This is a genomic window from Microbacterium sp. cx-55 (assembly GCF_021117345.1).
Taxonomy (GTDB): Bacteria; Actinomycetota; Actinomycetes; order Actinomycetales; family Microbacteriaceae; genus Microbacterium.
The window spans coordinates 2,563,555-2,576,201 of record NZ_CP088261.1 but is presented as its reverse complement, the minus strand read 5'-3'; the positions used below and the strand labels follow the sequence as shown (position 1 = coordinate 2,576,201).

At 70.7% G+C, this 12,647-nt stretch carries 11 protein-coding genes, 1 tRNA gene and 1 other RNA gene; 7 read left to right on the top strand and 6 right to left on the bottom strand.

All coding sequences use genetic code 11. The annotated features are described in order from the left end of the window. Positions 1 to 112: 112 nt before the first annotated feature. Entirely contained in the window at positions 113 to 316 is a 204-nt protein-coding gene (locus tag LQ938_RS12185) for a cold-shock protein (RefSeq protein WP_047547396.1), read from the bottom strand. A gap of 583 nt (positions 317 to 899) precedes the next feature. On the opposite strand from LQ938_RS12185, the gene LQ938_RS12180 reads away from it, so the two are divergent. Next, positions 900 to 1,397 (top strand): DUF427 domain-containing protein, encoded by a 498-nt coding sequence (locus LQ938_RS12180; protein ID WP_223722803.1) that lies wholly within the window; start codon positions 900 to 902, stop codon positions 1,395 to 1,397. A 3-nt stretch (positions 1,398 to 1,400) separates the two neighbouring features. Here the strand turns inward: LQ938_RS12180 and LQ938_RS12175 are convergent, their stop codons facing one another. Both LQ938_RS12175 and LQ938_RS12170 read right to left on the bottom strand, forming a co-directional pair. Next, positions 1,401 to 1,817, bottom strand: a complete 417-nt coding sequence (locus LQ938_RS12175) for a glucose-6-phosphate dehydrogenase (RefSeq protein WP_223722804.1) — start codon at positions 1,815 to 1,817, stop codon at positions 1,401 to 1,403. Positions 1,818 to 2,206: 389 nt separating this feature from the next. Beyond that, a complete protein-coding gene (locus LQ938_RS12170; protein ID WP_223722805.1) occupies positions 2,207 to 2,698 on the bottom strand; it encodes a hypothetical protein in 492 nt (163 codons plus the stop codon). Positions 2,699 to 2,857: 159 nt separating this feature from the next. On the opposite strand from LQ938_RS12170, the gene LQ938_RS12165 reads away from it, so the two are divergent. Further along, a tRNA-Ser gene (locus LQ938_RS12165) sits at positions 2,858 to 2,945 on the top strand. A 263-nt stretch (positions 2,946 to 3,208) separates the two neighbouring features. On the opposite strand, the gene LQ938_RS12160 is transcribed toward LQ938_RS12165, so the two are convergent. The 3 genes from LQ938_RS12160 to LQ938_RS12150 are packed head-to-tail and all read right to left on the bottom strand — an operon-like array spanning position 3,209 to position 7,831. Further along, positions 3,209 to 5,605: a transglutaminase TgpA family protein gene (locus LQ938_RS12160; protein ID WP_223722806.1), complete on the bottom strand. Its 2,397-nt coding sequence runs from the start codon at positions 5,603 to 5,605 to the stop codon at positions 3,209 to 3,211. Beyond that, complete coding sequence (locus tag LQ938_RS12155) at positions 5,592 to 6,821, bottom strand: DUF58 domain-containing protein (RefSeq protein WP_223722807.1); 1,230 nt, start codon at positions 6,819 to 6,821, stop codon at positions 5,592 to 5,594. The genes LQ938_RS12160 and LQ938_RS12155 overlap by 14 nt, the downstream gene beginning before the upstream one ends. 5 nt (positions 6,822 to 6,826) lie before the next feature. Then, on the bottom strand, positions 6,827 to 7,831 hold the full coding sequence (locus tag LQ938_RS12150; protein WP_223722808.1) for an AAA family ATPase: 1,005 nt from the start codon (positions 7,829 to 7,831) through the stop codon (positions 6,827 to 6,829). 99 nt (positions 7,832 to 7,930) lie between these two features. On the opposite strand from LQ938_RS12150, the gene ffs reads away from it, so the two are divergent. The 5 genes from ffs to LQ938_RS12125 all read left to right on the top strand — a co-directional run bounded on the left by ffs (position 7,931) and on the right by LQ938_RS12125 (position 12,591). Then, an RNA gene (gene ffs, locus LQ938_RS12145) (signal recognition particle sRNA small type) lies at positions 7,931 to 8,027 on the top strand. A 105-nt stretch (positions 8,028 to 8,132) separates the two neighbouring features. Continuing rightward, positions 8,133 to 8,291 (top strand): hypothetical protein, encoded by a 159-nt coding sequence (locus LQ938_RS12140; RefSeq protein WP_223722809.1) that lies wholly within the window; start codon positions 8,133 to 8,135, stop codon positions 8,289 to 8,291. An 89-nt stretch (positions 8,292 to 8,380) separates the two neighbouring features. Then, entirely contained in the window at positions 8,381 to 10,531 is a 2,151-nt protein-coding gene (pta, locus tag LQ938_RS12135) for a phosphate acetyltransferase (protein WP_223722810.1), read from the top strand. Next, positions 10,528 to 11,748, top strand: coding sequence for an acetate/propionate family kinase (locus tag LQ938_RS12130; RefSeq protein ID WP_223722811.1), 1,221 nt, complete (start codon positions 10,528 to 10,530; stop codon positions 11,746 to 11,748). The genes pta and LQ938_RS12130 overlap by 4 nt, the downstream gene beginning before the upstream one ends. Positions 11,749 to 11,865: 117 nt before the next feature. Continuing rightward, entirely contained in the window at positions 11,866 to 12,591 is a 726-nt protein-coding gene (locus LQ938_RS12125; protein ID WP_223722812.1) for an HAD family hydrolase, read from the top strand. Positions 12,592 to 12,647 lie beyond the last annotated feature (56 nt).

The window sequence follows — 12,647 nt, the reverse complement described above, 5'->3', positions numbered from 1 at the left end:
TGCCTCGTGCTTGCGGTTCAGCGTACGCGGATACGCATCCGTGAAACGGAATACGATCGATCTCTCAGGGAGTCGTCAGCCGGGGCGGTTGCCCGCCCCGGCTGAGGAAAATTCAGAGCGGACGGATGTTCGCTGCCTGCATGCCCTTGGGGCCACGCTCGGCGTCGAATTCGACCTTCTGCTCCTCGCGGAGCTCCTTGAAGCCGTTGCCCGTGATCGCGCTGTAGTGCGCGAACAGGTCGGCGGAGCCGTCGTCGGGGGCGATGAAGCCGTAACCCTTCTCGGAGTTGAACCATTTCACGGTGCCAGTGGCCATCGTGTCTTTCCTTCTACTTTTCGGGCCGCGAATGCGACCGGTGGTGCCGCGCCGACGTGTGCGGTGCGGACGGGCGAGGTGCTGCATGTCCGAGGGGACGTGTGCGGCACGAGTGTGGTGGGCGTCGACGGCGCTGCGCGCTTCGTCGTCGCCGGAGTGCGAACCGAGGTCTTCGCCACGCGGGCCACTCGCAACGAAACCGAGCGAGGTCGTGGTGACGAAACCGGCGTATTCGCCGTGCGAAGTGGCGACGAAGACATCGTCGTCCGCCTGGCGCCACTCGAGCGAGTAGGTCATCAGGAGGGAGGTGGTACTGAACGGCAAGAAGAAAGGCTTTCGAGAAGACGTTGTGACGTCGGAAGACGCGCCAGAAGCGCTAAAACAGTTGGGGCGCCGACCGATGTGAACAGGTGGCGCATGGTTCGTATCGATGACTCCACAACGAGGATCGAGCTTCGAAGCAGTGTGTCCGTTACGTGCGGGACGTCATTACTGTATCACCGGATCGCCCGTCAGTGCTAGAGCGGTCCGCAACCTTCGCCGGCGCCGTGCCGAGCGAGGAAAACGGACGTACGGTCGGCGTATGCGCCATCCGAAGCCAGATCCCGTCCAGCCCGGCCAGGAATCCGTCTGGAGCTATCCGCGTCCGCCCCGCCTCGAAGCGGTCGACCGGCGCGTCGTCGTCCGCCTCGGCGGTGCGGTGATCGTCGACACCTCCGACGTCGTGCGGGTGCTCGAGACGAGTCATCCCCCGGTGTACTACCTTCCGGTCAGCGCGTTCGCGGACGGAGCGCTGAGAGATGGTGTGGGAGCGTCGTTCTGCGAATTCAAGGGGTCTGCTCGGTACCTCGACGTCGCCGGCGGGGTCGCTCTGCGGCAGCGCGCGGCGTGGAACTATCCGCATCCGTTGCCCGGATTCGCCGAGCTCGCCGAGCGCGTCGCGCTCTATCCCGGGATGATGGACAGCTGCACGATCGACGGCGAACTCGTGATGGCCCAGCCGGGCGGCTTCTACGGCGGCTGGATCACGTCCGACATCGTCGGCCCCTTCAAGGGTGTCCCTGGGTCGATGGGCTGGTGAGCCTCAGGTGACCTGAGCGCCGCAGTTGCCGCACAGGCCCGTCGCGGAGACCTCCATGAAGCAGTCGGGGCAGACGGCGCGAGGGCGCTCCGGTGCAGCCTCGACGCGGCGCGCAGCCGCAGCACGCGGGCTCGCACTGCGCGGGGCGCGGGGGGTGCTCGCCCGCTTGGTCGCGGCGACCGGCGCGGACTCCGGCTGGCTGATCTCGGGGACGTGCTCGGCGCAGTAGAACCGAACGAATCCGGCGTGGTTGTTCGGATGGCGATGCTTCACGGCCCAGAGCTCGTCGCGGGGGAGCGGCTCGGACAGGACGCCGCACGTCGCGCAGCGGGTGGCCTCTCCGGGTGCAACGGTGTCGGCGACCAGAGGGGTCTCGAACGGGATGGCATCTCGCCAGTCGGCGGAGGCGACGATTTTCACGGGTGTCCTGTTCTCGCGGCGGGCGCGGGTGGAGCTCGGGTCGGGTCCCGGACTCCGGGGGAGTACCCCTCTGTCTACGGTACGTCCTGCGGGGCGAGGGCGCGCCGGAGGCGGTTCGTACCGGCATAGCTGAGCGGTCGGCGCGCGGCTCACCGGGGGCCGCCGGGCGGTTCGCGCTGGGTGGCGGCTCGGTTCGTGCTCGCTGCCGCCGTCGGCTGGGTCAGCGGTCTTCAGGTCTCGCTCGTCGTCTCACTCGCCCGGGGTCGCGCTCGTCGTGCTGGCCGGGAAGGGCGCCGGGTCGCGCTCCGCGTTCGTCGGTGAGCCCTCCGCGGTTGCCGTCATCAGCGCGCAGCGGCGTGAGCGTGCGATCGTGAAGAAGAGCATCACGGTCACCGGTTCCGCGCCGGGCGCACGTCGCCGACGCTGAAGCAGCCCGGGCAGGGAACCGCGAGCAGGTCCCCGGCGCGAACATCGTCGGGGAGTCGCACGAGCCCGAGGGGTGACGGGCTGTCGGCCCCGGCGATCGGCATCCGCAGCTCGTACGCGTGCGACACCCGGCCGAGAAGGCGTGCTTCGCGCCAGAGCGGTGCGTGGCCGTGGAAGGTCGCGTCGAGCACGATGCCCGCACCGCTCACGCCCGTCACCCGCGCGATGACGATGGTCGTCGAGTCGGTCGGCGAGGCGTGGCCGCCGCTGTGCGGGAGCACGGCCGCGCCGGTGTAGACGCACGGGGTCGCGCAGATCTCCGCGATGCGACGAACGGACACGCCCGCCACCACGACATCGTCGGTGGTCGCGCGGGTGTGCACGGGCCAGACGCTGTCGTCCAGGGGAGCGGGGATCGAATCGCGGAGCGTCGGGAGGATCGAGGTGAGGGTCATGTCCTCAGGCCTACGCCGGTGTGTCGACGTCGTCGCCGGCGCTGACGGAACCCATACGGCCGGCGAGCGGATGCTGACGAAAGCCCGACGAGCGGCCGCGTGCGACGGATGCGGCGGCGCATTCGGGTCGCCGGAGCACCCTGTAGGATGGGTCGCACTGGTGACGTACTCAAGTGGCCGAAGAGGCACGCTTGGAAAGCGTGTGTTGTGCAAGCAACCGAGGGTTCGAATCCCTCCGTCACCGCCACCCACGAAAGCCTCGGCCGTTCCGGCCGGGGCTTTTCGTCTGCCCCGCCCCCGCCCCCGCTCCTCGCGGCGCCGTCGCCGCGCCCGGGCCCCGCGGCGCCCTCGCCACGCGCGCTGCGAGGCCCGGGCGCTCACGTGTCGCAATCGGCCTCCCTCGGCGACGGATCGCGACACGTGAACGGCCGCGATCTGCGCTCAAGTGTCGCAATCGGGCACCGCGAGCGGCAGATCGCGACACGTGAGCGAGAGGGCGAGGCCGGCTCCCTAGCGGGTGGGCGTCGGCGACGCGCCACCGGCGGACGCGCTGCCGGGACGGACCACGAGCGAACGGGGCGCGATCACCGCGAGGCCGCGCCGGAGCGGCGACGCGTGCGCGCGCAGACCGGCCGTGACCGCGGCGAGGGCCGCGGCGAGCGGCCCGCCGCGGCGCGAGGGTGGGCCGGCAGGAGGGAGCCCGCCGCGGCGGGCAGGCGGGAGCCTGTCGCCACCCGCGGGTGAGCGGTCGGCGCCCCCGCCGGTCGGGTCATCGGCGCCATCCCCACGTGGGCGGTCGGCGCCGCCGGCGGGCACCGCATCCGCGGGCGCGTAGCTCGCCTGCTCGACCGCAGCGACGAGCGTGTGGACCGCATCCGCATCCGCTCCATGACTGCCGACCAGGCGTGCGCCGAACGCGCGCGGCGATTCGCTCGGGGGCACGGGGATCCCGAGGTCGATGGCCGCGCTCTGCACGGCGCTCCACGCGGCCACCGCGTCGCCTGCGCGCGCGGCGACACGCTGACGGGTGCGGCGCAGCGCGCGCGCGAGTGCCGGCAGAAGGAGGAGAGCGATCGCCAGAACGACGATGCCCGTGCCCGGCCAGAGTGCTCCGAGCGAGAACCCGGTGCCCGAGGCGCCCGCGGCGGGGGTGTCGGGGGTGTCGGGTCGGGTCGTCGGCGCGGCGGATGCGGTGGGCGACGGCGCGGACGTCGGGGCGGGCGTGTTGAGTGGATCGGTCGACGAGGTGCCGCCGCTCGCGAACACCGGTGGCGCTCCCAGGCTGTTCGTCGGCTCGAATGCGACCCACCCGATTCCCTCGAAGTACACCTCCGGCCAGGCATGCAGCAGGTCGCTCGTGACCGAGTAGACCGTCTCGTCGTCGACCGTGTCGGAAGTCGCCCGCCCCGGCAGATACCCGATCACGATGCGGGTCGGCATCCCGAGGGAACGCGCCATCACCGCGAAGGCCGATGCGTAGTGCACGCAGTACCCCTCGCGGGTGATCAGGAACTGCTCGAGCGCTTCAACGCCCTCCCCGTCGAAACCGTCTTCGACGGGAGCATCGAGCGAGTACGAGAACTCCGACGAACGGAACCAGGTCTGCAGCGCGGCGACCGCGTCGTAGTCCGTCGAGGTCCCCTCCGTCACCTGCCGGGCAAGGTCCGTGACGAGTGACGGCGTCTCGGTCGGGATGTCGGAGTACGCGGCCGGGACGTCCGACCCGCGCGAGGCCGCGGCGCGGATCTGCGGCAGCGTGGGGCGCGGCGCCTCGGTCGAGACGGCGTAGTCCTGCCCGGAGGAGTCTGTTCCGAGTCCGATGACGGTGCGGTTCTCCGCCACGACACCCCACTCGCCGGTGAGGCCCTCGATGGAGGTCGCCGGGAACGGCACTGGCAGGTAAGGCGTGTTCAACTGCGAGACGTCGACGCGGACCTCGTCCTCGTCGCGGAGGATGTCGGACGCGGCGACGAGCGGACCGAAGCCGTCGCCCCCGGCGAGGGGCTCGGACGCGGGGTCATCGGGCTCCCACACGTCGCCGGCGAACGTCGAAAGGGTCACGGCGCGGAGGTACGGAGCAACGGCGTCAGAGGTGCGCACGCGCAGCACCTCGACGGGATTCGGCCGCCGGAGGTCCTCGCCGAGGCTGAGGGTCGGGTCGATTCCCGACGCCCCTCCCGAGCCCCACACGCCGGAGCGGTCCGCTGGCGCGGGCAGCAGAGGGGTGACCACGACGGCGACCATGACCGCCGCCACCCCGATCACGGCCGCGGCGACCGAGGCGCCCGGCGACCGAGGTGCGCGCGTCGCCGCGGGCACGCGGGTGCGCGTCTCGGTGCGGAGGAGGAACAGGATGCTGAGCCCGAGCAGGGCGAAGGCGCCGACGTCCATGGGAGCGGGCACGGCGATCGCGGGTACGAGCGCGACCGAGACGAGGGCGACGGCGGCGAGCAGCGGCATCCGGGTCGTGATGACCACGTGATCGAGGACGATGGCCAGAAGGCTCACGGCCGCCACCATGAAGAACTCCATGGACGGCGAGGGAACGAGCGGGGCGACCCCGACCGAGATCTCCTGCCCGGTGGCCGCGATCGCATCGCCGACTGCACGGATCGTGTTCGGCGACGGCACGACGAAGAACCACGCGCCGGCCCGGAAGAACCCGGCGGTCAGGGCGACGACCCAGATAACAAGCTGCACGATCGTCACCCCGATCGCCGGGGTGCGGATGCGGCGCAGTAGCGCACCGATCGCGAGGATCGCGGCCGCGAGCGCGAAGGCCCCCACCGTCCAGGTTCCCGGGGAGACGACGCGAAGCACCGGAAGGGTGGTCGCGAAGAGAGCCACGAGGACGCCCAGAGCGAGGGTGACGGTGCCGCCCCGGCGCGCCCGCTCAGGCCGGGACATGACCGCCCCTGCCCGCGCCCCGCCACGACTGCGCGAGATCCTCGCCGAGCTCGGCGGCCGCCCACCCGTGCGCGGCCGTGAAAGCGCCGGGTTCAGGGGCGGTGGCGAGCAGCAGCGGGAACGAGCTGTGGTGCGCGACGGCGGCGAGCGGTGCCGCATCCGCCGCCATGAGTCTTCCGCTCACGAGCACGAGCGGCCCGGTCGTCGCGCCCGCGAACAGGTCGACGATGGCGGGCAGGCGGTCGTCGGTGCGCGCCGTCACCGTGGCGAGTGCGAGCAGGGCGTCGTCGAGAGCGATCGAGTCCGCGGACTCGACGCGCCGGCAGAGCGGCATTCCGTCCGGCTCGATCACATCGACCGCGTAGCCGTCGTGCACGAGCCTCACGAGGGCAGAGGCGCAGAGCGTCACGGCACGCTCGAAGGTCGGATCGGTTCCCGGATGCTCCATCGCCACCGGCGACCACCGCGACGACGCCCGGTCCAGCACGATGGTCGCTTCCGGGGAGGTCTCTTGCTCCTCCTGCCGCACCATCAATTGGTCACGATGTGCGGAGGCGCGCCAGTGGATGCGACGCATCGAGTCGCCCGGGGCGTACGGCCGCGCGACGACATCGTCGGCTCCCTGTCCGAGGCGGTTCACGGGCGAGGCAACGGCGCCGCCGGCGCGCCCCACCAACCCGGGCAGGGTGGGCAGATCGATGACGGCCGGCGTCACGACCAGGCGGGTCGGTTCTCCGAGCGACACCGTGCGGCGCGCGATGCCGAACGGGTCTGCCGTCGACAGCCACAGCGGCCCGAGCCAGTGGATCCCGCGGCGCTGCACGACGGCCGTGTAGTCGAACGCGGCGGATCGATCGCCGCGGCTGAGGCCCGACGCCAACGCGGGGAAGGCGCCGGTCGCGGGGCCGTCGACGCCGCTCGGAAGCTCATCGCGCCAACGTCCGCCGAGCGACGGCGCCCCGCCGCGCAGCGCCACCTGCACCCTCACGCGGACCTCCGTGCCGACGACGGGCGATGCGGGGTCGAACGTGCGGGCGACATCGGCTCGGCTCCGCGATGCGAGGACGGCGACGAGCGACCCGGCGACGAGGGCGACCAGCAGGACGCCCAGCCAGACGAGTTCGACGAGCCCGAGCTGTGGGGCGAGCAACCCGCACGCGAGCGCCAGTACGAGCGCACTCGTCCCGCGCAGGGTCAGGGGCCAGCTGCGCCACATCGAGGTCAGGTCCGCGCGGCGAGCGGGACCCGCACCGAGCCGACGATCTGATCGAGCACCGCGGGCACGCCCCGAGAGTCGCCGCGGGCGCCGCTGGACCGGTGCGGGATCAGGCGGTGCGCGAACACCGGGCCGATCAGCGCGGCGACGTCGTCGGGGATGACGAACGCGCGGCCGTCGAGCGCGGCCCACACCTTCGCGGCGCGCACGAGCTGCAGCGTCGCGCGCGGGCTCGCGCCCAATCGCAGGTCGGGGTGCACACGGGTGGCGTGTGCGAGAGCGACCGCGTATTCCTCGACCGCGGGCGACACGTGGATGCGGCGCGCCCAGGCGATGAGATCCTGCACCCCGCGGGCGGTGACGACGGGGGTGATGGCCTCGAGAGGGTTGGTCTGCTCGCGCTGGCGCAGCATCAGCACCTCGGCGGCCGCATCCGGATACCCCATGGAGATGCGCATCATGAACCGGTCCCGCTGCGCTTCGGGGAGGGCGTACGTGCCCTCCATGTCGAGCGGGTTCTGCGTCGCGACGACGAGGAACGGGTCGGGCAGGTGGTGCGTGCGGCCATCGACCGTGACCTGGCGCTCTTCCATCGCTTCGAGCAGCGCCGACTGCGTCTTCGGCGAGGAACGATTGATCTCGTCGGCGATCACGACGTGCGCGAACACCGCGCCCGCTTTGAACTCGAACTCCCGCTCGACCGGATCGAACACCGAGATGCCGGTCACGTCTCCCGGCAGCAGATCGGGGGTGAACTGGATGCGGCGGACGGTGCCGTCGATCGTCGCCGCGAGCGCACGGGCCAGCATCGTCTTGCCGACCCCCGGTACGTCCTCGATCAGCAGATGCCCCTCCGCAAGAAGAGCGACGAGAGCGGCGCGCACCGCGGCGGGCTTGCCGTCGATCACGGTTGCGACGCTTCGGCCGATGGCTCTCGTGATGCGAGCGAAGGACTCCGCGGAGGCCGTCACGTCAGCGTGCGGGTCCGGAACCGTGCGGGTGTCGGTCATGCCAGGCCTTCCAGGTCGGCGAACCCTCCGATCGTAAGCCCCGGCCACGGGGGCCTGGCCCGAGGATTCGCCGAGAACCGCGGCGGGGCTTAGACTGGGATCAGCTCTCCGCGAGGCGGCATCCAGGCCAAATCCCCCAGGACGGAAACGTAGCAAGGGTAACCGGGCTCTGCCGGGTTCGCGGAGAGTCTTTTCTTTTCCCGGACAGTGAGCAGCGCTCGTCCCCGCGGTCCGGGTGCCAGCGAATCGGTCCGGTGTCAAGCGCTCGACGGCGGTGTCGGTCGCTCGCGACGATGGTCACATGCCTGCACTCGCTCTCATCCTTCTCATCATCGGCATCGTCCTCCTGCTCCTCGGAGTCTTCGTGGAAGCGGTGAAGTTCCTGCTCTGGGTGGGCCTGGTGATCGTGATCATCGCGATCATCGCCTGGCTGCTGCGCGTCATCCGTCGCCAGACCTGAGCCGCGGGTCGGCCCGTGCCGGGGGCGCGGCAGTTATTCACGTCCGCGCTCCCTGGTCGGTCATAGCAACGGCGACCTAGGGTGGAAGCGTGGCGCACAGCATCCTCATCACGTCCGCCGAAGGTCATTCGGGTAAATCCACTATCGCTCTCGGCGTTCTCGAGGAGATGAGTCGAGCGACCCCACGGGTCGGGGTGTTCCGCCCCGTGGCGCGGTCGACCGACGAGCCCGACTACGTGCTCGAGATGCTTCTCGGCCACGACGGTGTCGACCTCACGTACGACGAATGCATCGGCGTCACGTACGACGACATGCACGCCGATCCGGATGCGGCGCTCGCCCGCATCGTCGAACGGTTCAAGACCGTCGAGGCGAAGTGCGACGCCGTGGTGATCCTCGGCAGCGACTACACGGATGTCGGCAGCCCGGCCGAGCTCGGCTACAACGCTCGCGTCGCGGCGAACCTCGGCGCACCGGTCGTGCTGGTGCTCGGTGGGCGCGCGCAGCAGGGCCAGAGCGAACAGCTCGGGGCCAGCGAGCCGCGGACGCCCGCAGAGATGGGCCAGATCGCGACCCTCGCGCTCGCGGAACTCCGCGCGGCGCGCGCCGAACTCCTCGCGATCGTCGCGAACCGTGTGGACCCGGACTCCGCAGAGGGGGCCATCTCCGCCATCCGCGACGCTCTCGCGCACAGCGGCGCGACCGATGTGCCGGTGTGGGCGCTCCCGGAGGACCGATTTCTCGTGGCGCCGTCGGTCCGCAGCGTCATGCTCTCGGTCGAGGGGGTCCTGCTGAAGGGCGATCCCGAGCTACTCACCCGCGAGGTGCTCGGGGTGGTCGTGGCCGGCATGTCGATGGTGAACGTCCTGCCGCGCCTGGATGAGAGCGCGGTCGTGATCATCCCGGCCGACCGCACCGAAGTGCTGCTCGCGACGCTGCTCGCCCACTCGTCGGGCACCTTCCCCTCGCTTGCCGGTGTCGTGCTGAACGGGCCGTTCCCGCTGCCCGAGGACATCGACCGGCTGATCGACGGACTCGGCTCGAACCTGCCGATCATCACCACCGATCGCTCGACCTACGACACGGCCGTCCGCATCATGAACACCCGCGGCCGGCTCGCGGCCGATTCGCCGCGCGGGTACGACACGGCGCTGACGCTGTTCGAGAAGCACGTGGACGCCGCAGAGCTCACCCGCCGCCTCGGGCTCGCGCGCCCCTCCGTCGTGACGCCGCTGATGTTCGAGTACGGCCTGGTCGAGCGCGCGCGCTCCGACCGCCGCCGCATCGTGCTGCCCGAGGGCGACGACGACCGGATCCTCCGCGCGGCGGCCACCGTGCTCGCCCGGGGCATCGCGGACCTCGTGATCCTGGGCGAGGAGATCGAGGTGCGCGGCCGCGCGCTCGAGCTCGGCCTGGACCTCTCGGGTGCCGAGGTCATCAGCCCCTTCGACGCGGTGCTCGGTGCCCGGTTCGCCGAGGAATACACGCGTCTGCGCGCCCACAAGGGTATGACGCTCGAGCGCGCCGCCGACACGATCAGCGACCCTTCCTACTTCGGCACGCTGATGGTGCACCTGGGCCTCGCCGACGGCATGGTCTCGGGCGCTGCGAACACGACGGCGCACACCATCCGTCCCGCGTTCGAGATCATCAAGACGCAGCCCGGCGTCTCCGTCGTCTCGAGCGTGTTCCTGATGGCGCTCGCCGACCGGGTGCTCGTCTACGGCGACTGCGCCGTGATCCCCGACCCGACGTCGGCTCAGCTCGCCGACATCGCGATCTCGTCGGCGGCGACCGCCGGTCGCTTCGGCATCGACCCGCGGGTCGCGATGCTGTCGTACTCGACGGGCGAATCCGGATCGGGTGCCGACGTCGAGAAGGTGCGCGAAGCGACCCGCCTCGTGCGCGAGCGCGCTCCCGAGCTGCCGGTCGAAGGGCCCATCCAGTACGACGCGGCGACGGATGCAGCGGTCGCCTCGAAAAAGATGCCGGGTTCCGCGGTCGCCGGGCGCGCGACGGTGTTCGTCTTCCCCGATCTGAACACCGGCAACAACACGTATAAGGCTGTGCAGCGCTCTGCCGGCGCGGTCGCCATCGGCCCGGTGCTGCAGGGCCTCAACAAACCCATCAACGACCTTTCGCGGGGTGCTCTCGTGGGCGACATCGTCAACACGATCACGATCACCGCGATCCAAGCTCAGGGTGACGTCGTCGCCGACATCGAAGGAGTTCTCGCGTGAGTGTCGTACTGGTCGTCAACAGCGGGTCGTCCTCGTTCAAGTACCAGCTCCTGGAGCTCGACACCGAGCGCGTGCTCGCGAGCGGGCTCGTCGAGCGGATCGGCGAGGAGAACGGCCGCGTGATCCATAAGGTCGCGCTCACGGCCCCCGAGAGCACGGCGACCAACGCCGAGTACACGCGTGAGCTGCCCATCCCGGATCACACCGCAGGGTTCCGCGAGATGCTGTCCGCTTTCGCGGAGTACGGTCCCTCGCTGCAGGAGAACGCCCCCATCGCGGTGGGACACCGGGTCGTGCACGGCGGCGCCCGATTCTTCGAACCCACGCTCGTCACCCCGCTCGTCGAGATCAACATCGACGAGCTCGCCGTCCTCGCTCCGCTCCACAACCCGGGCGCCCTCCAAGGGATCCGGGCCGCGAAGGACGCGTTCGGCGATCTGCCGCACGTCGCCGTGTTCGACACGGCATTCCACCAGTCCCTCTCGCCCGCGGCCTACACCTACGCGATCGACAAGGAACTCGCCGAGGCGCACCGCATCCGCCGCTACGGCTTCCACGGCACCTCGCACAAGTTCGTGAGCGAGGCCGCGGCCGCGTTCCTCGAGCGTCCGCTCGGCGAGCTGAAGCAGCTGATCTTCCACCTCGGCAACGGGGCATCCGTCACCGCCGTCGACGGCGGCCGTTCGGTCGAGACCTCGATGGGGCTCACCCCTCTCGAGGGACTCGTGATGGGAACGCGATCGGGCGATCTCGACCCGGCCGTGATCTTCCATCTCGCCCGCCGCGGAGGACTCTCCATCAACGAGCTCGACGAACTACTCAACAAGAAGAGCGGCATCCTCGGGCTCACGGGTGCCGCCGACATGCGCGACGTTGAGGATCGCGTCGAGGCGGGCGAGCCGGAGGCGGTCGCCGCGTTCGACGTGTACCTGCACCGGCTGCGCGCGTATGCGGGCGCCTACATCGCCCAGCTCGGCGGTGTCGATGTCATCTCCTTCACGGCGGGCGTCGGCGAGAACTCGCCGCTGGTGCGCGCGGGTGCGCTCGCGACCCTCGGCTTCCTCGGCGTGCAGATCGACGCGGAACGCAACGAGACCCGCGCCCGCGGCATCCGGGTCATCTCCACCGACGACTCTGCCGTGACGGTGCTCATCGTTCCGACGAACGAAGAGCTCGAGATCGCGCGGCAGACGCTCGCCGTGGTCGAATCCCTTTGAGGCGACACGGTCGATAACGGTGCGTCTCCGGGCCGCCTCGCCATCGCGTGGCGGCCCGATACCGCCGCGTAACCTGCGGCCAGTACGCTTTCTGGCACCCGATCCTTTGGAGACGTCGTGACAGACCTGCCCGATCTCGCCCGCTTCGACGGCGTGCTCTTCGATCTCGACGGCGTACTGACGCCGACGGCAGAGGTGCACATGCACGCGTGGCAGACGATGTTCGAAGAGCTGTTCGCGGCGTGGGAGATCACCCCGCCCTACTCCGAGAGCGACTACTTCGAGTACCTCGACGGCAAGAAGCGCTACGACGGCGTGGCGAGCCTGCTGCGCTCGCGCGATGTCGAGGTGCCGTGGGGCGACCCGTCCGACTCGCCCGCCCTCGACACGATCTGCGGCATCGGCAACCGCAAGAACGAGGTCTTCGCTCGCGTGCTTCGCGCGGAGGGGATCGCCCCCTACCCCGGCTCGCTCGCGCTCCTCGACGCCCTCATCGCGAAGGGCGTGCCCGTGGCGGTGGTGTCGAGTTCGAAGAACGCCGAGGAAGTGCTGACCGCCGCCGGCATCCGCGACCGATTCGACGTCGTCATGGACGGGGTCATCGCCGAACGCGACGGCCTCGCCTCCAAGCCCGCCCCGGACGTGTTCGTCGAAGGCGCGCGGATGCTGGGCGTCGACCCGGCCCGGAGCGCCGCGGTCGAAGACGCCACGAGCGGTGCGCGTTCCGCATCCGCGGGCGGTTTCTCGCTCGTCGTGGGCGTGGACCGCGGCGTCGGCGCGGACGCGCTCCGTGCCGCCGGTGCCGACGTTGTCGTCGACGACCTGTCCGCGTTCGTAGACTGAACCGTCGCGCGAGCGTCGCCCCGAACTCCCCGCCCGACATCCCTGCGGAAGGCGCC

Excerpts from the sequence above, each read along its gene's own strand:
- LQ938_RS12150 (WP_223722808.1), bottom strand. The coding sequence starts at position 7,831 with ATGACCGACACCCGCACGGTTCCGGACCCGCACGCTGACGTGACGGCC.
- LQ938_RS12160 (WP_223722806.1), bottom strand. The coding sequence starts at position 5,605 with ATGTCCCGGCCTGAGCGGGCGCGCCGGGGCGGCACCGTCACCCTCGCT.
- LQ938_RS12185 (WP_047547396.1), bottom strand. The coding sequence starts at position 316 with ATGGCCACTGGCACCGTGAAATGGTTCAACTCCGAGAAGGGTTACGGC.
- LQ938_RS12155 (WP_223722807.1), bottom strand. The coding sequence starts at position 6,821 with ATGTGGCGCAGCTGGCCCCTGACCCTGCGCGGGACGAGTGCGCTCGTA.
- LQ938_RS12170 (WP_223722805.1), bottom strand. The coding sequence starts at position 2,698 with ATGACCCTCACCTCGATCCTCCCGACGCTCCGCGATTCGATCCCCGCT.
- LQ938_RS12180 (WP_223722803.1), top strand. The coding sequence starts at position 900 with ATGCGCCATCCGAAGCCAGATCCCGTCCAGCCCGGCCAGGAATCCGTC.
- LQ938_RS12140 (WP_223722809.1), top strand. The coding sequence starts at position 8,133 with ATGCCTGCACTCGCTCTCATCCTTCTCATCATCGGCATCGTCCTCCTG.